The organism is Phyllobacterium zundukense, assembly GCF_002764115.1.
Lineage (GTDB): Bacteria > Pseudomonadota > Alphaproteobacteria > Rhizobiales > Rhizobiaceae > Phyllobacterium > Phyllobacterium zundukense.
The window spans coordinates 1,421,125-1,443,120 of the sequence record NZ_CP017940.1; the positions used below are offsets into that span (position 1 = coordinate 1,421,125).

At 56.0% G+C, this 21,996-nt stretch carries 25 protein-coding genes; 15 read left to right on the forward strand and 10 right to left on the reverse strand.

The annotated features are described in order from the left end of the window. Window position 1 precedes the first annotated feature (1 nt). Complete coding sequence (locus tag BLM14_RS06965; RefSeq protein WP_099998709.1) at window positions 2–463, reverse strand: tripartite tricarboxylate transporter TctB family protein; 462 nt, start codon at window positions 461–463, stop codon at window positions 2–4. Window positions 464–536: 73 nt separating this feature from the next. After that, complete coding sequence (locus BLM14_RS06970; protein ID WP_099998710.1) at window positions 537–1,514, reverse strand: tripartite tricarboxylate transporter substrate binding protein BugD; 978 nt, start codon at window positions 1,512–1,514, stop codon at window positions 537–539. Window positions 1,515–1,775: 261 nt separating this feature from the next. Here BLM14_RS06970 and ade point away from each other — a divergent pair, with 261 nt between their 5' ends. The 5 genes from ade to BLM14_RS06995 all read left to right on the forward strand — a co-directional run bounded on the left by ade (window position 1,776) and on the right by BLM14_RS06995 (window position 6,268). Next, window positions 1,776–3,590, forward strand: coding sequence for an adenine deaminase (gene ade / locus BLM14_RS06975; RefSeq protein ID WP_099998711.1), 1,815 nt, complete (start codon window positions 1,776–1,778; stop codon window positions 3,588–3,590). Beyond that, window positions 3,587–4,846: a threonine ammonia-lyase IlvA gene (gene ilvA, locus BLM14_RS06980; protein WP_099998712.1), complete on the forward strand. Its 1,260-nt coding sequence runs from the start codon at window positions 3,587–3,589 to the stop codon at window positions 4,844–4,846. The genes ade and ilvA overlap by 4 nt, the downstream gene beginning before the upstream one ends. A gap of 79 nt (window positions 4,847–4,925) precedes the next feature. Further along, window positions 4,926–5,171: a hypothetical protein gene (locus BLM14_RS06985; protein WP_099998713.1), complete on the forward strand. Its 246-nt coding sequence runs from the start codon at window positions 4,926–4,928 to the stop codon at window positions 5,169–5,171. Window positions 5,172–5,177: 6 nt separating this feature from the next. After that, window positions 5,178–5,735, forward strand: coding sequence for a DUF1697 domain-containing protein (locus BLM14_RS06990; protein WP_099998714.1), 558 nt, complete (start codon window positions 5,178–5,180; stop codon window positions 5,733–5,735). 11 nt (window positions 5,736–5,746) lie between these two features. Next, on the forward strand, window positions 5,747–6,268 hold the full coding sequence (locus BLM14_RS06995) for a DUF1697 domain-containing protein (protein ID WP_157929487.1): 522 nt from the start codon (window positions 5,747–5,749) through the stop codon (window positions 6,266–6,268). Here BLM14_RS06995 and BLM14_RS07000 read toward each other — a convergent pair. Next, window positions 6,265–7,692: an aminotransferase-like domain-containing protein gene (locus BLM14_RS07000; RefSeq protein WP_099998716.1), complete on the reverse strand. Its 1,428-nt coding sequence runs from the start codon at window positions 7,690–7,692 to the stop codon at window positions 6,265–6,267. The two genes, BLM14_RS06995 and BLM14_RS07000, sit on opposite strands and share 4 nt — an antisense overlap. A gap of 91 nt (window positions 7,693–7,783) precedes the next feature. On the opposite strand from BLM14_RS07000, the gene BLM14_RS07005 reads away from it, so the two are divergent. The 8 genes from BLM14_RS07005 (at window position 7,784) to BLM14_RS07035 (ending at window position 14,776) form a co-directional block, all read left to right on the forward strand. Continuing rightward, window positions 7,784–8,647, forward strand: coding sequence for a DMT family transporter (locus BLM14_RS07005; protein WP_099998717.1), 864 nt, complete (start codon window positions 7,784–7,786; stop codon window positions 8,645–8,647). A gap of 329 nt (window positions 8,648–8,976) precedes the next feature. Continuing rightward, on the forward strand, window positions 8,977–10,317 hold the full coding sequence (locus tag BLM14_RS07010; RefSeq protein WP_100001080.1) for a DEAD/DEAH box helicase: 1,341 nt from the start codon (window positions 8,977–8,979) through the stop codon (window positions 10,315–10,317). 190 nt (window positions 10,318–10,507) lie between these two features. Beyond that, window positions 10,508–11,542 (forward strand): cysteine synthase A, encoded by a 1,035-nt coding sequence (locus BLM14_RS07015; RefSeq protein WP_099998718.1) that lies wholly within the window; start codon window positions 10,508–10,510, stop codon window positions 11,540–11,542. Beyond that, window positions 11,542–12,288: an alanyl-tRNA editing protein gene (locus BLM14_RS07020; protein WP_099998719.1), complete on the forward strand. Its 747-nt coding sequence runs from the start codon at window positions 11,542–11,544 to the stop codon at window positions 12,286–12,288. Before BLM14_RS07015 ends, BLM14_RS07020 begins: the two co-directional genes overlap by 1 nt. A 2-nt stretch (window positions 12,289–12,290) precedes the next feature. After that, a complete protein-coding gene (gene sseA, locus BLM14_RS07025; protein WP_099998720.1) occupies window positions 12,291–13,142 on the forward strand; it encodes a 3-mercaptopyruvate sulfurtransferase in 852 nt (283 codons plus the stop codon). Between the two features lie 3 nt (window positions 13,143–13,145). Then, a complete protein-coding gene (locus BLM14_RS07030) occupies window positions 13,146–13,682 on the forward strand; it encodes a GNAT family N-acetyltransferase (RefSeq protein ID WP_099998721.1) in 537 nt (178 codons plus the stop codon). A 93-nt stretch (window positions 13,683–13,775) separates the two neighbouring features. Continuing rightward, entirely contained in the window at window positions 13,776–14,213 is a 438-nt protein-coding gene (locus BLM14_RS30915) for a hypothetical protein (protein ID WP_133123920.1), read from the forward strand. Window positions 14,214–14,302: 89 nt separating this feature from the next. After that, window positions 14,303–14,776 carry a DUF1203 domain-containing protein gene (locus BLM14_RS07035; protein ID WP_099998722.1) on the forward strand — a complete coding sequence of 158 codons (474 nt, stop codon included), beginning with the start codon at window positions 14,303–14,305 and terminating at the stop codon, window positions 14,774–14,776. 48 nt (window positions 14,777–14,824) lie between these two features. On the opposite strand, the gene ald is transcribed toward BLM14_RS07035, so the two are convergent. Next, entirely contained in the window at window positions 14,825–15,940 is a 1,116-nt protein-coding gene (gene ald / locus BLM14_RS07040; protein WP_099998723.1) for an alanine dehydrogenase, read from the reverse strand. 153 nt (window positions 15,941–16,093) lie between these two features. Between ald and BLM14_RS07045 the strand changes: the two genes are divergently transcribed. Then, window positions 16,094–16,579, forward strand: a complete 486-nt coding sequence (locus BLM14_RS07045) for an Lrp/AsnC family transcriptional regulator (RefSeq protein ID WP_099998724.1) — start codon at window positions 16,094–16,096, stop codon at window positions 16,577–16,579. 157 nt (window positions 16,580–16,736) lie between these two features. Here BLM14_RS07045 and BLM14_RS07050 read toward each other — a convergent pair whose 3' ends face one another. The 4 genes from BLM14_RS07050 to BLM14_RS07065 form a co-directional block, all read right to left on the reverse strand. Continuing rightward, window positions 16,737–17,096 (reverse strand): hypothetical protein, encoded by a 360-nt coding sequence (locus tag BLM14_RS07050; protein WP_237143482.1) that lies wholly within the window; start codon window positions 17,094–17,096, stop codon window positions 16,737–16,739. Continuing rightward, window positions 17,093–18,355: an SAM-dependent methyltransferase gene (locus BLM14_RS07055; protein WP_099998725.1), complete on the reverse strand. Its 1,263-nt coding sequence runs from the start codon at window positions 18,353–18,355 to the stop codon at window positions 17,093–17,095. Before BLM14_RS07055 ends, BLM14_RS07050 begins: the two co-directional genes overlap by 4 nt. 503 nt (window positions 18,356–18,858) lie before the next feature. Next, complete coding sequence (locus BLM14_RS07060) at window positions 18,859–19,863, reverse strand: NADP-dependent oxidoreductase (protein WP_099998726.1); 1,005 nt, start codon at window positions 19,861–19,863, stop codon at window positions 18,859–18,861. A 45-nt stretch (window positions 19,864–19,908) separates the two neighbouring features. Beyond that, complete coding sequence (locus BLM14_RS07065; protein ID WP_099998727.1) at window positions 19,909–20,724, reverse strand: oxidoreductase; 816 nt, start codon at window positions 20,722–20,724, stop codon at window positions 19,909–19,911. Window positions 20,725–20,812: 88 nt separating this feature from the next. Between BLM14_RS07065 and BLM14_RS07070 the strand changes: the two genes are divergently transcribed. Then, on the forward strand, window positions 20,813–21,244 hold the full coding sequence (locus tag BLM14_RS07070; RefSeq protein WP_099998728.1) for a winged helix-turn-helix transcriptional regulator: 432 nt from the start codon (window positions 20,813–20,815) through the stop codon (window positions 21,242–21,244). Between the two features lie 62 nt (window positions 21,245–21,306). Here BLM14_RS07070 and BLM14_RS32425 read toward each other — a convergent pair whose 3' ends face one another. Next, window positions 21,307–21,435: a hypothetical protein gene (locus BLM14_RS32425; RefSeq protein ID WP_257791435.1), complete on the reverse strand. Its 129-nt coding sequence runs from the start codon at window positions 21,433–21,435 to the stop codon at window positions 21,307–21,309. A gap of 68 nt (window positions 21,436–21,503) precedes the next feature. Continuing rightward, window positions 21,504–21,890 carry a hypothetical protein gene (locus tag BLM14_RS07075; RefSeq protein WP_099998729.1) on the reverse strand — a complete coding sequence of 129 codons (387 nt, stop codon included), beginning with the start codon at window positions 21,888–21,890 and terminating at the stop codon, window positions 21,504–21,506. Window positions 21,891–21,996: the final 106 nt, after the last annotated feature.

Consider the following 21,996-nt stretch of genomic DNA (forward strand, 5'->3'; position numbering starts at 1 on the left):
CTCACTGTCCGAGCCAGGGGCCAAAGCGCCGAAATGGCAGGCCGAGGGCATAGCTGAAGACGATGACGGAAAAGAGAGTCAGTCCGCCGACCAGAAGAAGGGCCGTTCCCGGGCGCATTTTCGTGCTGGCGAAAGCCGCAAGGAGACCGGTGAGAAATAGTGACGGAATAAAGCCGAGTCCGCGAACCGTCAAACCGAAAAAAATCGGTGCCGGCAAGATAAACAACATGCCGCGCCATGCGATCGGGCCCATTGGTTCGTGCTCGACCTGTGTAGCCTGAATGATGACAATAATGCCAAGCAGCACAAGCATTCCCGCCAGAACCAGCGGGAAGTAACCGGGTCCCATGCGGAAAGCTGTCCCAAGATCAAGACCATAGGCCTGTATGGCGAAGAACAAGCCAACGACTATGAACAGCACACCACAAATGAGATCGCGCGAACTGAAGCTCAAGGATTTCATACGTCCCCCCACCGATTTTCGTTTTTCATAAAATGGATCAGGGGCGGCCTATCCGCTCCTGATCCGGGACCGGTCAATCGGCGTATTGACCGGCTGCCTCGATGATAGGCTTCCAGCGGGTCACTTCGCTTTCAAGCTTTGTTTTAAGTCCTGCGGGTGTCGCCTCTGCATCGGTCACAGGCACGGTTCCCAGTTCTCCAAAACGCGAGATAATGTTGGGATCTTTCAATGCCTTCTGCAGGGACGCCGACAGTTTTTCCGTGATTTCAGCCGGTGTACCCTTCGGCGCATAGATGCCGTGCCAGATACCGACCTGCAGCCCTGGCAGGCCGGCCTCCGCGACAGTTGGCAGATCAGGAAGAGCGTCGAGCCGTTTGGCCGAGGTTACAGCATAGGCCTTGATCGTGCCGCCTTTGATTTGTTTTGTCGTGTTGGTGGTCTGATCGCACATCAAGTCAACCTGACCACCAAGCAGGTCGGTCATTGCAGGACCCGTGCCCTTGTAAGGAACCGTTACCAGTGATGTCTTGATCTCGCTCATTAACAGCATGCCGCACAGATGTGAAGCGGCGCCGATACCGGCATTCGCGAGACTGACCTTGTCAGCATTTGCCTTGACGTATTCGATCAGGCCTTTGAGGTCTGTTGGCTCGAAATCCTTCTTGGCTACAATGGTCATCGGAACATCGGTGACAAGACCGACATATTCAAACGCGTTCAGTGTGTCGTAGGGCAGCTTGCGGTAAAGGGTTGCGCTGGTTGCCATCCCGATGTGATGGAGCAGCAGCGTGTAACCATCCGGCTCTGCCTTCGCTACCTGCGAGGCTCCGAGGGTGCCGCCGGCGCCCCCAACATTCTCGACGATGATCTGTTGACCAAGATCCTTCGACATCGATTCGGCGACGAGACGCGTCACGGTATCGGTTGGGCCGCCCGCAGCGAAAGGTACGACCATGGTGATGCTGCGCTCCGGGTAGCCTTGGGCGCTCGCAGTACCGGAAACCAAAGCAAAAACCGCCGTAGCAGCCAACGAAATAGAGAGTTTGTGCATCAATGTTCCTCCCAGAATGACGCAATTAAACAACTTCAACGCAACTTTACCGGTGCCGCCGCAACATCTTTCTCATCCCGTATATTGGCAGCGCCATGTTCGGCGCGTAGCATTTGTCCTATCGGACGCAACGATCAGGGCTCTGTCAAGTAATTCATGGGTTTCCCAGATTTTTTTGATAATTCTATTCTGAACAGCGTCGGAATGCCGTTTTTCGTATATGCATAATTCGTACGGATTGAATGACCCAGAGGTAACGTGATGAGCAAGCAAACAAAAGCCGGGACAAAACCGGCGACGTGGACGGAATCAGCACCCTTGCTAGTTGATGTTGCCATGGGGCGCAGTCATGCAGACCTTGTGGTGCGCAATGGCCGCCTTGTAAGCGTCTATTCCGGGGAAATCATCGCGGGAATGGATATCGCGGTCGTGGCGGGACGCTTCGCCTTTGTCGGCCACGGCGTGGAACACTGTATCGGACCGAAGACCAAGGTTGTGGATGCGGGGGGGCGCTATCTCGTACCAGGCCTTTGCGACGCGCATATGCATGTCGAAAGCGGCATGGTCACTGTCACCGAATTCACCCGTGCCGTTATTCCGCACGGTACGACCTCGATGTTTATCGATCCGCATGAGATCGCCAATGTATTGGGGCTTGAAGGCGTGCGGTTGATGCATGACGAGGCGCTTGCCATGCCGATCAATGTGCATGTGCAGATGCCGAGCTGTGTTCCTTCAGCGCCGGGGCTTGAGAACGCCGGCGCTGCCATCACTCCCGCCGATGTCGCGGAGGCCATGACGTGGCCAAATATCATCGGACTTGGCGAGGTTATGAACTTTCCGGGCGTCGCAAACAATGACGCTACAATGCGCGGCGGGATTGATGCGACTGTGAAAGCTGGCAAAACGGTTGGGGGCCATTTTGCCTCACCTGAGCTTGGCCGGGCTTTCCACGGCTATGTCGCAGGTGGTCCGGAGGACGACCATGAAGGCACGCGCATGGAGGACGCCATCGCGCGGGTACGTCAGGGCATGCGGGCAATGCTGCGTCTTGGGTCGGCCTGGTATGATGTTGCCAGCCAGATCAAGGCTGTGACGGAGCAGGGGCTTGATCCACGCAATTTCATTTTGTGCACGGATGACAGCCATTCCGGTACGCTGGTGAATGAAGGCCACATGGACCGCGTCGTTCGCCACGCGATCGCGCAGGGCTTGAAACCTGTAACAGCGATCCAGATGGCGACCCTGAATACGGCGCAGCATTTCCGGCTGGAGCGCGAAATCGGCTCCATCACGCCAGGCCGTCTTGCTGATTTCCTGATCGTCTCGGATCTGTCTAACCTGACGATCGACCGCGTTTACGCCAGAGGAACGCTCGTCGCGGAGAAGGGTAAACTTGTCACTGATATACCGGCATATAACTATCCCTCATTCGCCAAGAATACGATCAAACTCGGCAAGAAGTTGAAAGCCAAGGACTTCGACATCAAGGCGCCCACACCCGCCAAACACGTCACTGCGCGGGTAATCGGCGTCATCGAAAATCAGGCACCGACGAAAGCGCTGGAAGCAGACCTCTCCGTATCCGACGGCATCGTCCAGATGGACCGGCGAAATGATGTCTGCCAGATCGCCCTTGTTGAACGCCACCGCGGAACCGGGGCGGTGGTCAATGGTTTCGTTTCAGGTTTCGGTTATACCCTCGATTGCGCCATGGCTTCGACGGTTGCTCACGACAGCCATCATATGATCGTTGTCGGCACCAACAAGGAAGACATGGCCAAAGCCGCCAACCGTCTTGGTGAAGTCGGCGGTGGCGTGGTGCTGTTTTCCAAGGGTCGCGAACTTGCCGTGGTCGAAATGCCGATAGCCGGTCTCATGTCCGATCAACGTGCGGAAGTCGTTGCGGCAAAGGCCGACAAACTGGTCAATGCCATGCGTGCGATGGGATGTAGTCTCAACAATGCCTATATGCAGCATTCGCTGTTGGCGCTTGTGGTCATTCCGGAATTGCGCATTTCCGATGTCGGGATTATCGATGTCAGAACATTCGAGAAGGTTGACCTGTTTCTATGACTGCTTTCATCAAGGCTGTGGACCGCGCGACGGAAAAGATGCGCGTGCTGTTCCCAGAAACCCCGCTGCAACTCAACCACTATCTTTCGCACAAGTACGGCGCGCAAATCTGGCTCAAGCGTGAAGATCTGTCGCCGGTACGGTCCTACAAGATCAGGGGTGCATTCAACTTCATCTCGCACTATCTGAATGAGCATAAATCCGAGGATTCAAGTTTCGTTTGCGCGTCCGCCGGTAATCATGCGCAAGGCTTTGCTTTCATTTGCCGGCATTTTGGCAAGAAGGGTGTCGTCTTCATGCCGGTGACGACGCCACAGCAAAAGATCGACAAGACGCGCAGTTTTGGCGGCGAATTCATCGAAATTCGGCTTGTCGGCGATATTTTCGACCAATGCTATTCCGCTGCGCAGGATTATGCCGCCGAAACGGGCGCAGTCATGGTGCCGCCCTTCGATCACATGGATATCATCACCGGGCAGGCCACTGTGGCGCACGAGATCGCCGCACAACTGCCGGACAAGCGCAAGCCGGATCTGATGATCCTGCCGGTCGGCGGCGGCGGGCTTTCCGGCGGTGTTACGCGCTATCTGGCCGATTTGGGCTGGGAAACACGCTTTCGCTTTGTTGAACCTGCAGGCGCGCCAAGCCTGAAGCGCAGTCTCGAGGCAGGCAAGCGCATCAAGCTTGATACTGTTGATAATTTTGTCGATGGTGCTGCGGTGGCCGAGATTGGCCGGGAAAACTTCAAACTTCTCAAAGGCTTCACAGCAGATTCTGTCACTTTGATTCCGGAAAATCGACTGAGCTCCACCATTCTGGAAATGCTTAATGTCGAAGGCATCGTCGTGGAGCCGGCGGGCGCTCTTGCAATCGATGCACTTAAGGATTTCAAGAAGAGCGATATCAAGGGCAAGCGGATCGTCCTCGTCATTTCCGGGAGCAATTTCGATTTCGAGCGGCTGCCCGAATTGAAGGAGCGGTCGCTGCGCTATGAGGGGCTGAAGAAATATTTCATCTTCCGCTTTCCGCAGCGTCCCGGCGCTTTGCGATCCTTTCTGGATCTGCTTGGACCGGAGGATGACGTTGCACGCTTCGAATACCTCAAAAAATCGGCGCGCAATTTTGGCTCCGTGCTGATAGGAATTGAAACGAAGAACAAGGTCAATTTTGACACCCTGTTCAAACGGTTTGACGAGGCAGGGTGGGCTTACCAGGACATTACCGAGAATGAAACCATCGCCGGATTGATTATTTGAGCACAACTGCGGGTTGCAGTTACTTTCGTATCGCATGTAGGATCAGTTTGAGGGCCAACAATTGAAGGGGTGAGTTCTGATGACCGGTTCACAGCAGCCAACGGCACATTGGCGCATCATCCTGGCTTTCATTCTTGATCTCATCACTGCCTTCTTTGTTTTCGGATTTCTTGTCGCAACGCTTCTTGGTGGTCTGACGGAAAATGGTTTTTCGCTCGATGGATGGCCAGCACTCGTCGCCGTCCTGCTGATCGTTGTCTATTTTGTCATTGGCAAGCGGCTTGGTGGAACGCTGTGGAAGCGCCTCCTCGGTGTCAGATCCTGAGGCGGTATGGGGCGTAGCACGACCTACATTATTCTGTTTCGCGGGGTTGGTGGCGCCACTTCACTGCCAGTCCAGCCACTGAAGGCGGCCTTGATCGCGGACGGGTTTGAACGGGTTGCTACCTACATCAATACCGGCAATGTGGTTCTGATCTCCGATGCAGCGCCTGGGCAAATCCTGCAAAGAGTTGCTGCTATTGCCTTGGAAAAGTTTGCCTTTTCCAAGGCAATCATGATCGTCAGCAGAGCTCAATGGAAAAAGCTCATCGCCCAGAATCCATTCCCGGAGCGGGCCGTGGAGGGCAATAAGCTGCACGCTTACATCATGGAGCAAGAGCCGGACGATGAAGCCGTAAAGTCCTTGGAACACAAGGCCGTTGGTTTGCCCGAGCAATTCAGGATCGTCGGCAAGGTCCTGTACTACTATCCCCCGCAAGGAGCCTCCCAGTCCAAATTACACGGCAAGATTGAAACCACACTGAAAGTGACCGCCACCGCGCGCAACTGGAATACCGTCCTCAAACTTGAGCAATTGGTGGACCGGCTGGAAAAGGAGATGCCATGACGATCTATATTGTGCTTTTTCGCGGCATCAATGTTGGTGGCAACAAGATCATAAAAATGGAAACGCTCCGGACGGTGCTGACGAAGGCAGGATTTGCCGATGTAAAAACCTACATCCAGAGTGGCAACCTGGTTTTGACGTCGAAACAAACGGCACGCCGAATTGACGACACTATTTCAGATTTGTTTCCCAAGACCTTTGGTTTTGAATCGCGCGTTTCTGTTCGTAATATCGACGAATGGAACTGCATGATTGCCAAGAATCCATATCCGCAGGCCGAGCAAAACCCAAAATCTCTTCATGCTGTCATTCTTGACAATGATCCGACCGATGCTGCTTTGGCGGAGTTTGAAATCAAAGCCGGTGAGTCCGAGAGTTTCACTCTCAGAAACCGCGTGCTCTATCTGTATACGCCCGATGGCTTTGGCACTTCGAAGCTTGCCTTGGCACTCGACAGGGTACTGAAAGTTCCGCTGACCGCGCGAAACTGGCGCACTGTCCTGACACTTCAGAAAATGGCGGCCGAAATCTAGTTCGCTGCGAGTGCGGTTTCCAGTGCACGGAAAATGCGAGGATCGGCGCATTGGGCTACATTGAAGCGCATATAGGAATTTGCCGATTGCGATTGGCTGAAGACATTGCCGGGCGCAAAAATGATCCCCTCTCCAAGTCCGTGTTGAGCAATTTTTGCGGCGTCGACCCCATCCGGTAATTTGCACCACAGAAACATGCCGCCATGCGGTTCGATCCATGGGATGAGACCGAGTGATCTCAGCTTTGCGCTGGTTTCGCTCATGCTGCGTGCCAGCCGGGTTCGCAGAGCATCCATGTGTTTGCGATAAGTGCCATCTTTTAGCATGAAGAGCACGAGTTCGGCTGATAGTCGTCCGCCGCCGAAGGACGTAGCAATGCGCAAATCGACCAGCCCTTCGATCCAGTCGCGCTGGGCAGCCACGAAGCCGCAGCGGATGGATGCCGACAGCGATTTGGAAAAGCTGCCAATATGCACGACCTGGTCAAGCCCATCGAAAGCCGCAAGGCGAGGAGCAGGCTCATGTTCGAAATCGGCAAAGATGTCGTCTTCGATGATTGTGAGATCATGTTGTTCGGCGAGCTTGAGCAGCCGATGTGCAATGACAGGCGAAAGCACGGCACCTGTCGGGTTATGCAGAGCTGAATTGGTAATGTAGAGGCGCGGGTGATGTTCATCCAGCGCTTCGGCAAAGCGCTCAAGATCGGGGCCGGCAGGCGTGTATGGTATTCCGATTACCCTGGCGCGGTGAGCCTTGAGCAAAGCGTGAAAATTGAAATAGCAGGGATCGTCGACGATCACTGCATCGCCGGGTTCAATCAGGAACCGGCAGAGAAGGTCGATCGCCTGCGTTCCCGATTCGGTCAGCATGATCTGGTCGGGCGCTGCTTCAATGCCGTGTTCGGCCATGCGCCGCGACAGGAGTTGGCGTAGCGGTTTCAGCCCAAGCGGGGATGCATAATCAGTCAGGGAGGCATCATCGCCTCGTGACAAAGCCCGGAGGGCACGGCGAATACCTTGTTCCGGCATCCATGAGGGAGGTAGCCAGCCGCAACCGGGCTTCGCCATGTCTTCGCTGGCGTCAAGCGACATTCGCGACACCCAAAGTGGATCGATAGCACGGTCCAACGCCGGGCCAATTTCCGCCAACGACAGTGGTGGCAGATGTCCGGCTACGTAAAAACCGGATCCACGTCTCGACTGGATCACACCTTCCGCGGCCAATCGGTCATAAGCTTCCACGATCGTCGACTTCGATACCGCAATGGTTGCGGCAAAACTGCGGATTGAGGGCAGCTTGGCGCCTGGTGCAAGGGTTCGTCCGGCGATGCGCTGGCGGATCTCGTGCATCACACGTTCAACCAGAGTACCGCTTGCACGATCGACAGCAAACTTCTTATCCATCTGTACTGCTGACCTTTCCATTACAGTTCTTAAGGATTGTACTGCGCCGTATCTGGAAAATCCATCTTCAAAGGCCGATACGACGATAAAATATGATGGCTGGATGAAAAATATGGACAAGATAACGAGTGGCTGGATCAATGGCTTTGTGGGCGTGCTGATCTTCAGCGGATCGCTGCCGGCTACACGCGCCGCCGTTGCAGATTTCGACCCCATATTTTTGACGGGCGCTCGTGCCAGCATCGCGGCAGCCCTGGCACTGGCACTGCTTCTTGCCTTTCGTGAAAAGCGCCCGACAAGGGCCGATGTTGGCCCGCTGTTTATCACCGCGATGGGTGTGGTCGTAGGGTTTCCGCTGCTGACCGCTCTAGCACTCCGTCACATCACTTCGGCGCATTCCATTGTGTTCGTTGGCCTCCTGCCGCTTGCAACCGCTATATTTGGCGTCTTGCGTGCTGGTGAACGCATGCGCCCGCTGTTCTGGTTGTTTTCCTGTCTCGGCAGCCTGCTCGTTGCCGGTTTTGCGCTGACGCAGAATCTCTCCGCGTCGTTGACCGGGGATCTGCTGATGTTCGCGGCGATTGTCGTTTGCGGCCTTGGTTATGCCGAAGGAGCGCAACTCTCACGCAAGCTTGGGGGCTGGCAGGTCATTTGCTGGGCGCTTGTTCTGTCGCTGCCGGTCATGCTGCCACTTACGATTTATCTTCTGCCAGGGAACTGGAGCGGTATTGGTGAGCCAGCATGGATCGGCCTTTTCTACGTCTCGCTGTTCTCGATGCTGATTGGCTTCATCTTCTGGTATCGCGGTCTGGCCCAGGGCGGAATCGCCGCCGTTGGTCAGCTGCAATTGCTGCAGCCTTTCTTCGGCCTCGTTCTTGCCGCAACGCTGCTGCATGAGCCGGTGGGCTGGCCAATGATTATTGTGACCATGGCGGTCATTCTGTGCGTCGCGGGTGCCAAGCGCTTCGCCAAATAATTCCTTCGTTTTGCGTCGCACAATAAAATCGTTTGCTTTTTGGCACGAGAAAGCCCATATGCCGTTCAGGCGCTTGGACCGGTCAATCCGGACTTCCGAACCAGGACTTGTGGCGTCTGAGACCCATCCGCATGATGCGGTGGGCACGGCTGCGCAAGTCGCATTGAACCACAGGCCTTTGGCAGATGGTTCTCCGCGTCTCGTCGTTCATCCAGAAATTGTTGCACGCAGGTTGCGCCCTGCAGTGCGTTGTGTGGCCCGCGATTATCCGCGCTGGCCAGTGAAAGAAGATTGAATTGGAAACTATTGAAACAAACGGCTTTGCCGCCATGGGTCTGAATGCCATCCTGCTGAAAGCAGTCGAGGCAGCTGGAATGGCTACTCCCAAGCCGATCCAGGCACAGGCGATCCCGGCCCAGCTCTCAGGCCAGGACATTCTCGGCATCGCCCAGACGGGCTCTGGCAAGACAGCAGCTTTTGCTCTGCCCATCCTGCAGAAAATCATCACCATCGGTGACAAGCGCAAAGGCAAGACTGCTCGCGCGCTGGTCCTTGCTCCAACCCGCGAACTTGCCGTGCAGATCGAAGAGACGTTCCGTACCTTGGCGAAAGGCGCGCATATCTCGACCGCTCTCGTCCTTGGCGGCGTCTCGCGTATTGCGCAGATCAATAAAATGCAGGCCGGCGTCGATGTCCTGATCGCCACCCCCGGTCGCTTGACTGACCTTGTTCGTGACAACCGCATCGATCTCTCCGAGACGCGCTGGCTTGTGCTCGACGAGGCCGACCGCATGCTCGATATGGGCTTCATCAACGACGTGAAGCGTATTGCCAAGGGCACGCATCGCGATCGTCAGACCGCACTGTTCTCCGCGACGATGCCCCAGGAAGTGGCCACGCTGGCCGCCACCCTGTTGCGTAATCCGGTTCGTGTTGAAGTTGCGCCACAGGGCACGACGGCTGCCGAGATCAAGCAGGTCGTGCATATGATCCCAACCAAGCAGAAGAAGCAGGTTCTTTCTGCCATGCTCAAGGATGAAACCTTGGCTTCGGTCATCGTCTTCACCCGTACCAAGCATGGTGCCGATGCGGTTACACGTGTTCTTGAGAAGGACGGCTACGATGTTGCGGCCATTCACGGCAACAAGTCGCAGAATGCACGTCAGCGCGCGCTGAATGGCTTCAAGGATGGTTCCGTTCGTGTTCTCGTCGCCACCGATATTGCAGCACGTGGTATCGATGTCGTTGGTATCAGCCACGTGATCAATTTCGACCTGCCGGACGAACCGGAGAGCTATGTTCACCGCATCGGCCGGACCGGTCGTAACGGCGCATCGGGCTCGGCAATCACTTTGTACGATCCGGCAGAAGAAAGTTCAAAACTGAAGGCGGTTGAACGCGTTACGCGCATGCGTCTTCCGATGCACGATTCGCCAATCGATCTGTCGAGCTTGCCGGCTCGTGCCGCCAATACCGATCAGCGTCCACCACGCCGCGAAGGTGGTAGTGGTGCACCCGGCAAGAAGCCGCATCGCGGTCAGTCTGCCGGTGCCGGTAAGCCGCGCGAAGCGCGCGGTGAAAAGATCTGGAGCAATGATGGCGGCGCCCCGGCGCAAAAGCGTCCGTTCCGCCGCAACAAGCGCAAGAGCTTTGGTGCAAAAGCGGCCTGATCGCCGTTCTGACATCCTTATCGGGCCGCTGGCACATCGTGCCGGCGGCCTTTTTATTTGCTCTATCCTGTCGATCAATTTGTTCCATGATAACAAATAACCGCATATCGTCGGGTTTGAGAAATTCTGCGCTTGAACGGCTTGCTCGGGGCAAATAAGTTCAGTTCCAGCAGAATGAAGGACTTGGCCCATGTTTGATTCAGTGATCGACACCATCGGAAACACGCCGCTTATTCGCATGAAGAAAGCGTCCGACCTCACCGGTTCCGAAATTTACGGCAAGGCCGAATTCCTGAATCCCGGCCAGTCGGTCAAGGACCGCGCGGCGCTCTATATTATCCGCGATGCGGAAAAGCGCGGACTGCTCAGGCCCGGCGGTGTGATTGTCGAGGGCACGGCCGGTAATACCGGCATTGGCCTCACCATGGTCGCCAAGGCATTGGGCTACCGCACGGTTATCGTGATCCCCGAAACCCAAAGCCAGGAAAAGAAGGATGCCTTGCGTTTGCTCGGGGCGGAACTCGTTGAGGTGCCTGCCGTTCCTTACAGGAATCCCGACAATTATGTGAAAGTTTCCGGTCGTCTTGCGGAGCAGATGGCGAACACCGAGCCGAATGGTGCGATCTGGGCCAATCAGTTCGACAATGTCGTCAATCGTCAGGCGCACGTGGAAACCACGGCGCAGGAAATCTGGCGTGATACGAATGGCAAGGTTGACGGTTTTATTTGCGCGGTTGGGTCAGGCGGCACGCTGGCCGGTGTTTCTCAGGGACTGAAGGCCAGGGACCCGTCAATCAAGATCGGACTTGCTGATCCGCTCGGTGCGGCGCTCTTTTCCTACTACACGACCGGTGAGTTCAAGGCCGAAGGAGGCTCAATAACCGAAGGCATCGGGCAGGGGCGCGTTACTGCCAATCTCGAAGGCTTTACGCCAGATTTCTCCTACCAGATCCCGGATGCGGAAGCATTGGAAGTGGTGTTTGATCTTGTGACGGAAGAGGGGCTTTGCCTCGGCGGCTCGTCCGGCATCAATGTTGCCGGCGCAATCCGCATGGCGCGGGATATGGGGCCAGATCACATCATTGTCACGGTCCTCTGCGATTACGGCAACCGCTATCAATCAAAAATGTTCAATCCCGAATTCCTGCGGTCCAAGGACTTGCCTGTGCCGGCATGGATGGAGGCGAAGACCAACATACCGGTTCCGTTCGAGAATAAATCCTGATGGCATACGACACGATGATGCTTTTCCGCGATGATTCCTATCTGAAGGAAATCGACGCGACGGTGCTCGCGCTCAATGAACGCGGCGGGATCCTCACCGACCAGACGGTGTTTTATGCGACGTCCGGTGGTCAGCCTGGCGATACCGGCATGTTTATTCGCTCCGATGGCTCGACCATCGCAATAGCGGCAACCGTGACGGGCGAAACCAAGGATGAGATCATCCATGTGCCGGCACCCGATCAGCCTATTCCTGCAATTGGTGAAAAATTGCGCCTGCGTCTCGATTGGGGCCGGCGCTACAAGCTGATGCGTATGCACGCGGCATGCCACCTTTTGAGCGTCGTTTGCCCATTCCTAATAACGGGTGCGGCGGTCGGCGAGGAAGACAGCCGCGTGGATTTTGACTTGCCGGATGCTGGGGTGACCAAAGAAGGCGTGACGGCGAAGTTGATGGAACTGGTCAGCGCCAATCATCCGATATTCACGCGTTGGATTACGGACGAAGAACTGGCGGCCAATCCCGGCCTGATAAAATCCAAGAATGTCCGTCCACCGATGGGCACAGGACGCATCAGGCTGGTATGCATCGGCGAGAATGCTTCAGTGGACTCCCAGCCCTGTGGCGGAACGCATGTGGCAACAACCGGCGAGATCGGGGCGATTCACATCGGAAAAATTGAAAAGAAGGGCAAGGAAAACCGGCGGTTCCGCATCCGCTTTGGCGCCTTGCCGGAAGGAGAATAGACGTGCCGGACAAGAGTGCTTTTGTGGTTTCACCCGATTGGTTGCAGGAACGGCTCGGACAGCCCGGCCTCAGTATTCTTGATGCGTCCTGGTATTTCCCATCTCAGAACCGTGATGCCAAGGCGGAATACGATGCGGCGCATATTCCGGGTGCCGTCTTCTTTGACCATGAAAAGCTGTCCGACCCAGACTCGCCGCTGCCGCACACATTGCTAAGGCCGGAAGCCTTTGCTGCCGCCGTGAGCAGCATGGGGATCACCAATGACGACACGATCGTCGTTTACGATGGTCCCGGGATGCATACATCGCCGCGCGTCTGGTGGATGTTCCGAACGATGGGTGCGAAGAACGTCTCCGTGCTCGACGGTGGGTTCGAAAACTGGAAAAGTGCCGGCAGGCCGGTCACCGACGCAGTGACAAGAATCGCCCCATCTGCCTTTGTTCCGAAATTCGATGCTGGCAAGGTGGCAAGCTTTGCGGACATGCGTGAGATCGTTGCCAGCGGTTCGCGGCAGATTGCCGATGCGCGCGCTGCGGGCCGATTCATAGGCGTTGATCCGGAGCCACGGGAGGGACTGCGTTCCGGGCATATGCCGGGCGCACGGAATGTTCCGTCATCAAGCCTTGCCGAGAAAGGATACCTGAAAGATATCAATGGTTTGCGACAGGTCCTTGATAAGGCCGGTGTCGATCTGTCGCGGCCGATCGTGACAAGCTGCGGGTCTGGTATCACCGCTGCAGTGATCACGCTCGCGCTCGAATCTCTCGGTCACAAGGACAATATGCTTTATGATGGTTCCTGGAGCGAATGGGGCGGGAGCAAGGATACGCCGGTTGTCACCGGTGAAGCGTAAGTCATGACCGACATAACGAAGTCACGAATTCTGAAAACACGTGTCACGCATCTGGAAATGACGGAGCGTCCGACGCAATCCGTGCCCACGCCTGTGAGTTTCAAGCTTGCCCTGATGCGGGCAACGAAGATTTCCCTGCCATTCTACCGTTTTCTCTACGAGCAAGTCGGTAAACCGCATCATTGGTCGGTGCATCGCCACCTCAACGATGAGGCTTTGGCCGCGATCATCCATCGCGCCAATGTCGACATTCACGTTCTCTATGCAGATGGATCGCCAGCGGGCTTTTTCGAACTCGTGATCGACGAGGAGCAAGGCGTCGCGGAAATTCTGTACTTCGGCCTGGTGCCTGAGTTTCAGGGAAGGGGCCTTGCCAAGTTCTTTCTCAACGAGGCGATTTCGACCGCATGGATGAGCAGCCCTCAAAAAGTAATCATCGAGACAAATACGCTCGATAGCCCCCGTGCGCTGCAGATGTATCAGAGGATGGGGTTCAAGCCCGTCAGTTTTGCAGAAGCGGAAATCGAAGCCTGGAACTAATTTCGTTATAGTCTTTTTTCCACCTTTAGTTGTATAGCCGAGCGCTAAGAATCTCTCTATGAGCCCCTCATCGAAGGGTCTCAGGGGATTGAAATGAATTTGAAGCAAGTATTGTTGACCGTGGCAGTAGTTTCGTCAGGATTATCGATTGCCGGTTGTCAAACATCGGACCTCACAACCACCCGTACAGGGTCGTCAATCTTTACGATTTCGGCAAAATCAGGCCACAAAACTGGACTTTTAAGCAACTATATGGTCAATCCCGATTGCTCCAGCGGCAAAGTCCCGGATTTCAAAGTTGCGGCAGGCCCTGCAAATGGAACAGTTGATCTTTGGCGAGGGTCCGTTTCTCCTTCATTTGCACAAGGTCATACCCTGCAAAAGTGTAACGCGCGCAAAATAGCGGCGGTTGGTGCTTTCTACACATCAAGAACAGGTTTTGTTGGTACAGATAAAGTGGTTGTTTCGAATAAGGCACCTGGTAGTGACTTTTACAGTTACGTCACCGTCCATATTACCGTTACGAAATAGAACGCGCCCTCCAGCGGCGATTTTGTGCAAGAATCGGGTGGTTTGATGCAAAATTAGGGTGCTTCCTTGTTGCAACGAAGGAGGCACCCATGAGCACGATCCGATTTATCGCAATGCCCACCACACTCGCCCGCCACTACCAAGCGGGCGGTCCCGACGCCAATGGCCAAACACCGGAGAGCCAGATCTCCGATGGAGACGGCGTGCCCTGCAGGCACTGTCTGCAGAATGTGAAGGCGGGTGACAAATATCTCATCCTGTCGCACCGGCCGTTTCCTGCGCCGCAGCCCTACGCGGAAACTGGACCGATTTTCCTGCATGCGGATGAATGCGAGCGCTATGGAGAGACGGCGGAAATGCCGGAGATGTTTCGTGAAAGTCGCGACTACATTCTGCGCGGCTATTCGTGCCAGGACAGGATCGTCTATGGAACGGGCGGGGTGATCAAGACCGATGACATATTGGATCGGGCAGAAGAGCTGCTAAAGCGCGATGACGTTGCCTACGTTCACATGCGCTCGGCAAGGAACAATTGCTTCCAGTGCCGGATCGAACTGCCATGAAAAAAGCCCGGACGAACGTCCGGGCCTATCTCATTTTATATAATGATATCAGGCCGCTAGAGCCGATTTGGCCTCGACCATTTCGAGCCCGAGTGCCTCGGCGACGGCCTGATTGGTGATGCGGCCCTTGTGGACGTTGAGACCATTGCGCAGGTGCGGATTGTCGACAAGCGCCTTGACGCCCCGGTCGGCCAACTGCAGGCCATATTGCAGGGTGGCATTGTTGAGAGCATGCGCCGAGGTAACCGGAACAGCACCCGGCATATTGGCAACGCAATAGTGAATGATGCCATCGACTTCATAGGTCGGGTCGGAATGAGTCGTCGCGTGGGATGTTTCGAAGCATCCGCCCTGATCGATCGCGACATCGACGATGACGGCACCCTTCTTCATGCCCGACAGCATTTCGCGGGTCACGAGCTTGGGTGCCGCCGCGCCTGGAATGAGGACGGCGCCGACGACGATATCGGCAGAAAACACTTCTTCATCAAGGGCTTCGATGGTGGAGTAGCGGGTATGGATGCGGCCGCGGAACAGGTCGTCCAACTGGCGCAGGCGCGGAATTGAGCGGTCGAGAATGGTGACGTCGGCGCCAAGACCCGTGGCCATCATCGCCGCGTTGATGCCGACAACGCCGCCACCAATGATCGTGACCTTGCCGGGTAACACGCCGGGCACGCCGCCGAGGAGCACACCGCGGCCGCCATTGGCTTTCTGCAGGGCGGTCGCGCCAGCCTGGATAGCGAGGCGGCCAGCAACTTCCGACATCGGCGCAAGCAATGGCAAGCCGCCCCGGTCATCCGTTACTGTCTCATAGGCGATGGCGGTAACACCAGATGCCAAGAGACCTTTGGTCTGCTCCGGATCAGGAGCAAGATGAAGGTAAGTGTATAGAAGCTGACCTTCGCGTAGCTGCGCCCATTCTGAAGGCTGCGGCTCCTTTACTTTTACGATCATGTCTGATTGCTGAAAGACTTCTTCGGCAGTCTTGACCACCTTTGCGCCTGCTGCCTGATAGGCTCCGTCGTCGGCGCCTATTCCAATGCCAGCTCCGGACTGGACGATGACCGTATGGCCATGGGCGATGTATTCGCGTACGGCCCCCGGAGTGAGACCGACGCGATATTCATGGTTTTTGATTTCCTTCGGGCAGCCAACGCGCATAACGCCTCCTGATAGTGTTTTTAAGTGTTCCCGTTTGAGGCCAATATGACATCACGAATCCAGTCGCATGTCCTTGCCAAGAAGCCTCGACGGAGTGCAATTTTTCGAATATTCTTGCGTGAGAATGGGTATTTTCCGAGGAAACTACGAACAATGTCGTTGGACAGGATCGATATCGCTATTCTCGATTGCTTGCAGAAGGATGGCCGCATGTCAAATGCGACCCTTGCCGAGAAGGTTGGGCTGTCGCAATCGGCCTGTTCGCGCCGGCTTGATATCCTGGAAAAGTCCGGGGTCATCCGTGGCTATCATGCCCGGCTCTCCAACAAGATGCTGGGCCACCCGGTTATCGTGATCGTCAATATTTCCCTTTCAGGTCAAGCAGATAAGCAGCTTCGTGAATTCGAAACCGCAGTCAAGCGCTGTCCCAATGTGCTGGTCTGCTATCTGATGTCGGGGGAGTATGACTACCTGCTTCGCATCGCGGCGAAGGATCTGGAGGATTATGAGCGGATCCACAAATTCTGGCTGTCCGCGATGCCGCACGTAACGAAAATCAACTCGTCATTTGCCTTGCGTGAGGTCGCCGACCGAACCGGTCTCGGTGTCGAAACAGCCCTCATCGAAATCGCGAGCTAGCATCATTTCGCGTGGCTACACCAATTTCTCGCGCCTGAGTTGAGAATCTCGTGCGAGATTCGCCATTTCGTGTATGAGAATCGCTGGCTTTCGTTGATTTTCGACCATTTCGGTTTAAACACGTTCGGAATCCCGGACATGCCGTCGAAATCGAGCGTCAACCGGCCGCCAGCGCTTTCTTGACCTTGGCTGGCGCCTTGGCGTGCCAGGCAAGTTTGATCCGATGGGCCAGTTCGGCGTCCGAGACAGCATCGAGGTGCATCAGGATGTAAGGCCAGCCCTTGTAGTGGTCGGTCTCGAAGTAGATGTTCGGAACGCTCTCCATGAGGAGTGGTTTTTCCTCGAGCGGACAGTGGATGGCAAAAGTATCCTTATCCTTCAAACGGCCGATAAAGGCAGTCTTCACTTTCAACGAGGGCGTGCCGTGAGTGGTACTGCGCACCAGTTCGGGGAGGTGCAGCATATTCGCAACAGCCCAGACACGCTCAAAAGAGTCGTCGAGTGCATCGGCCGTCATGATTTGTAGAATACCTGGCGCACATCGATATATTCGGAGCGGAAACCCGCTTCGCAATAGAAGAGATAGAACTCCCAGAGCTTCTTGAAGCGGCCGTCAAAACCGAGATTCCGCAAGCGGTCCCACGAGCCCCAGAAACGCTCACGCCACTCGGCGAGTGTCCGGGCATAGTCCTGCGGAAAGACGTTTTCCCGGTAGATGTCGAGGCCGACGTCCTTGCCGAGACTTTTCAGTTTCTCCGGCGTCGGCAGCATACCTCCCGGGAAGACATAGCGCTGGATGAAATCCGGCCGCTTGCGGTAGCGATCAAAGGATTTGTCATTGATGGTAATGATCTGCATACCGGCACTGCCGCCGGGATTGAGGCATTCCTTGACCTTGCCGAAGAAGACAGGCCAGTATTTTTCGCCAACCGCCTCGAACATTTCGATCGAAGCGATGTGATCATATTTGCCCTTCTCGTCGCGATAATCCTGGAACTTGATCTCGACCTTATCGGAAAGTCCTGCCTTACGCATCCGCTGCGTTGCGTAGTCGAACTGTTCGCGGCTGATGGTCAATCCGGTGACGAATGCGCCAACTTCACGCGCCGCATATTCGGCAAAGCCGCCCCAGCCGCAACCGATCTCCAGAACCTTGCTGCCGGCGGTTATGCCGATATTGCGGGCCAGGGCCCGGTATTTGGCCGTCTGGGCGCTTTCAAGGTCGTTGGCGCCGTCGTCAAACAGCGCCGAGGAGTAGGTCATCGTCGGGTCGAGCCATTCGCGGTAGAAGGCGTTGCCGAGATCGTAATGCGCGGAGATGTTCTTGCGGGAACGGGTCCGGGTGTTCTCGTTAAGCCAGTGGCGCAGCCGCTGCACTGTCGTGATGAACCAGTTGGAACCGCCGGCAAGATCCTCGCCGACCTGTTCGTTGACCACGAAAAGTTCGAGAAAGGTTGCCACATCGGGGCTGTCCCAATCGCCATCCATATAGGATTCAGCAACACCGATCGTCCCGCCAGCAAAGGCACGGCGGGGCAGATTCCAGTTGTACAGGATAATTGAGGCGTCCGGCCCTGTCTGTCCGCCGCCCACCTTGAAAACCTGCTGGTCGGGCGTGGTGACCGTCAGCGTCCCGCGCGGAAGATGGACTGCGGCGCGCAAGGCTGCCTGGGCCTTGAGCGGAAGACCCTTCAATACCGTACCAACATTTTCTGGCGTCAGCCATTTGAGCTGCACCGGCGTTTCGGAAGTAGTGGTCTTTGTCTTGTCCGTCATCTGCTCGATCTTTCAATCTGCCGGCTTAATATTTGCCGCCAAAAGACAAATGTTCAAGATGTATTCAATCATGACGCGTGTGCGACAAACAAGACATCCCACACGGAATTTTCTGTTGTGTAAATATGTACATGGCGCGCGTCCGGATTGCATCCAACCAAAACGGAGAACGGACACCGCAGGCGGGGCTCAGGACTCACTAATCAGAGCCAGAAGGTGATGGCTGCCGCTATGCACTCAGCAACATGATCAATGGCCGGCCTTGACCACGGCAAACCGCACGCAGTTTCGAATTCAAACCACCTTTGCTCTGCCGCGACTCGCGGAGTACCATGCGGAACAATGGAAAATACGGCTTTATTCGGCGCATTTGCGCTTGGGACAACAACAATACATCACTTCATCGCAGTGCTTCCCTGCACCGCAATTGCTTAAATCACTCGATATGGCCGCAAGTGGCAAATGCCGCTGACCTCTATTGGCCGGTGCGGTCGCTGCGGGTTCTAGTCTGCGACCGTGATCACAACCTTGCCCTTCGCGCGCCCGGTCTCGACATAGGCCAGCGCATCGCCAATCCCCTCAAACGGGAAAACCTTGTCAACGACCGGCCGGATCACGCCGGCTTCGATCAGCGAGGTGATTTGACCCAATTGCTGGCCCTCGGCACGCATGAACAGGAACGAGTAACGGATGCCAAGTTTTTTGGCTTTCTTCCGCACTCCACGACTCAGCAGGCGCATTATCAGTTTCAGGAACAGGTTCAGACCGAGTTCCTTGGCGAAGGCAGGATCGGGCGGACCGGAAATAGAAATGAGGTGGCCGCCCGGCTTGAGCACACCCAGAGATTTCTCGAGCGTCTTTGCATCCTGGCTGTTCAGCACAAGATCGTAGCCGGACAGGACCTTCTCGAAATCCTGCGTCTTGTAGTCAATGACCACGTCCGCCCCGAGACTCTTGACCAGATCAACATTCTTCGTGCTCGTCGTCGTCGCCACTATCGCGCCGAGATGCTTGGCGAGCTGGATGGCAAAAGTCCCGACACCGCCGGAGCCGGCCTGAATGAAGACCTTCTGGCCGGGCTTCACCTTGCCCACCTCGACCAGCGCCTGCCACGCGGTCAGCCCCACCAGCGGGATGGACGCCGCTTCCGGCATGGTGAGGTTTTCGGGCTTCAGCGCCACGTCGGCTTCATTGATGGCAATGAATTCGGCGAATGTACCGGCCCGATGATCGCGCGGCCGCGAATAGACCTCGTTGCCCACCTTGAACCGCCTGACCTTGGGGCCAGTCCTGACAACCGTTCCGGCGACGTCGTGCCCGAGAACGAAGGGCGGACGATAGGGGAGAAACAGCTTGAACTCTCCATCCCGGATCTTGCTGTCGAGGAGGTTCACGCTGGCGGCATGAATCTCGACCATCACGTCATTCTCCCGCAGCTCAGGCTCGGGGCTCTCGCCGAGGCGGAGAGTGCCGCCTTTCTTATAGCGATCGATCAGGAATGATCTCATTTGACTAACTTTCGTTTTCGTGGTGAGTCGGCGCCAGCAGTGCCGTCAGACCGGCAAGCGGAACTGCTTGCGCAAGCTCTTGTCGAATATATCTGCAGGGGCAAACCGGCGCAGTAGGCTGATTTGCTTGGCTGCCTTGCCAGCGGTGTAGCGCCGTCGCGGACGGGCATCGGTTGCCGCCTTTACGACCACATCAGCTACAACAGCCGGCAGATCGGCTTTGGGCATCACATCGCGAAAGAGCGCGTCGACGTCAGCTCGAGCGCGGTCATATTCATTCAACATGGAATCCGGCTTGATCCCATTCTGGTCGAAGACAGTACGGACAAACGCCGGCTCGATAACTGAGACGCGAATATTGAAAGCACGCACCTCGTGATCCAGCGATTCCGAATAGCCCTCGATTGCGTGCTTGGCCGCTGAATAATAAGCTGCATAGGGCGCAGGTATGAAGCCCAAAACCGAGCCGATGTTGATGATGCGCCCTTTGCCGCGCCGCCGCATCGACGGCAACACCGCATTGGTCATACGGATGACGCCGAACAGATTGACGTCGAACAGGGCTTGCACCTGTGCGACAGAGGATTCTTCAGCGCCCCCTATGAGCCCGAGACCGGCATTGTTGACCAGAAGATCGATCCGCCCCGCGCGGCTTAGAACCTCCTCGACGACGCTCTGCACGGATGCGTCATCGATCACGTCGCAGATCAGCATGGTGATCCCATCCGCGGTGTCGGGCATCGGCTTTCTGCTGGTGCCGAAGACACGGTAGCCATCGCGCCGCAGCGCTTGTGCCGTTACCAGCCCGATGCCGGAGGAAGCCCCCGTGACCAGGGCTACGCCGCGTTCTGTCTCGCTCATCTCGTACGCCTTCATTTTGTCGTGGAACATCGATGAACAATCAGTTACTATGAATTTAGTAGTAAGTCACTATCAAAAAGATATCAACATGAAGAATCTTTCGAACCAGCCATGCCTGATCGCCCGGAGCCTTGCCCTTGTGGGGGATGCATGGAGTATGCTGATCATGCGGGATGCCCATGCGGGCCTCACCCGCTTCGATGAATTCCGCAAGAGTCTTGGTATCGCGCCGACGATGCTGACGGCGCGACTTTCAGCCCTGACCGACGATGGGCTGCTGGAGAAACGCCGTTATTCGGAACGTCCGCCACGGGACGAATATGTGCTGACGGAAGCCGGCCGCGACTTTCTGCCGGTGCTGTTTGCGATCGGCGCGTGGGGACGCAAGCATCGCGGCGGGGGCAAGGTGACCCGGTTCTTCGACGCCGAGACCGGAACGGAGATCGATCCCGTCACCATCGACCGCGAGACGGGCGCTCCAGTCGGAACCCGTCCCATTCGCGTTGCCGCACCCGAATGAGTCGCCCTACGGCAGATGCTGGCATCAATCCGAATTTGGCTTCGCGTTTATGAGTCCACGGCCTAGAAGTTGGCGATAAGGATGGCACCGTAGAACGCGAGAAAGCTGGCAGCGGCCGAAACGGCGAAAGCCCGGCAGGAAAGCCGGTCGAGCCACAAAAGCCGCTGCAAGTCCTCAACAAGGACCTTCAACTTCGGTTGGGATCGCCCCTTTGATTCGGCGAAACCGGTGAATGTTGTTGGCCATCTTGATCGAATCGCTATTGCGGCGATTTTGGACTGCCGATCGATGATTTGAGTTTCACTGCCATTGTTACCTGACCCTGCACCATCAGTTGCGTGCCGCGCTGGTCCCGGGTGTTCATATTGCTATTGCTGTTCATCCCTGTGATCTGGCAGGCATCGGCGATGGTTTCGAGAAGCATCGGACAGTTACTGGCAACAAGCTGATAGAAGGATTTGACAGCCATTGCCTGTTGCTTTTCGTAATTGGCGGGATCATCGAGAGGGACGACAATCGAAAAGCTGGATTGTACGGAGACATAACCTTCCGGGACCTGACCGTTGCGAAAGTTTTGGGAAAAGGCGGGTAGTGCCATGCCGATCGACAAGACACTGATTACCGCGACCTTGATTTGCTTGATCATCCAACAACGCTCCTGTTTGCCCTTGTGTCTCACGCGGCAATGAAGATGACGTTATGGCAAACTCTAAAATTGTGTTGTTTGGCAGATGAGTTGAGGCGACGCCGTC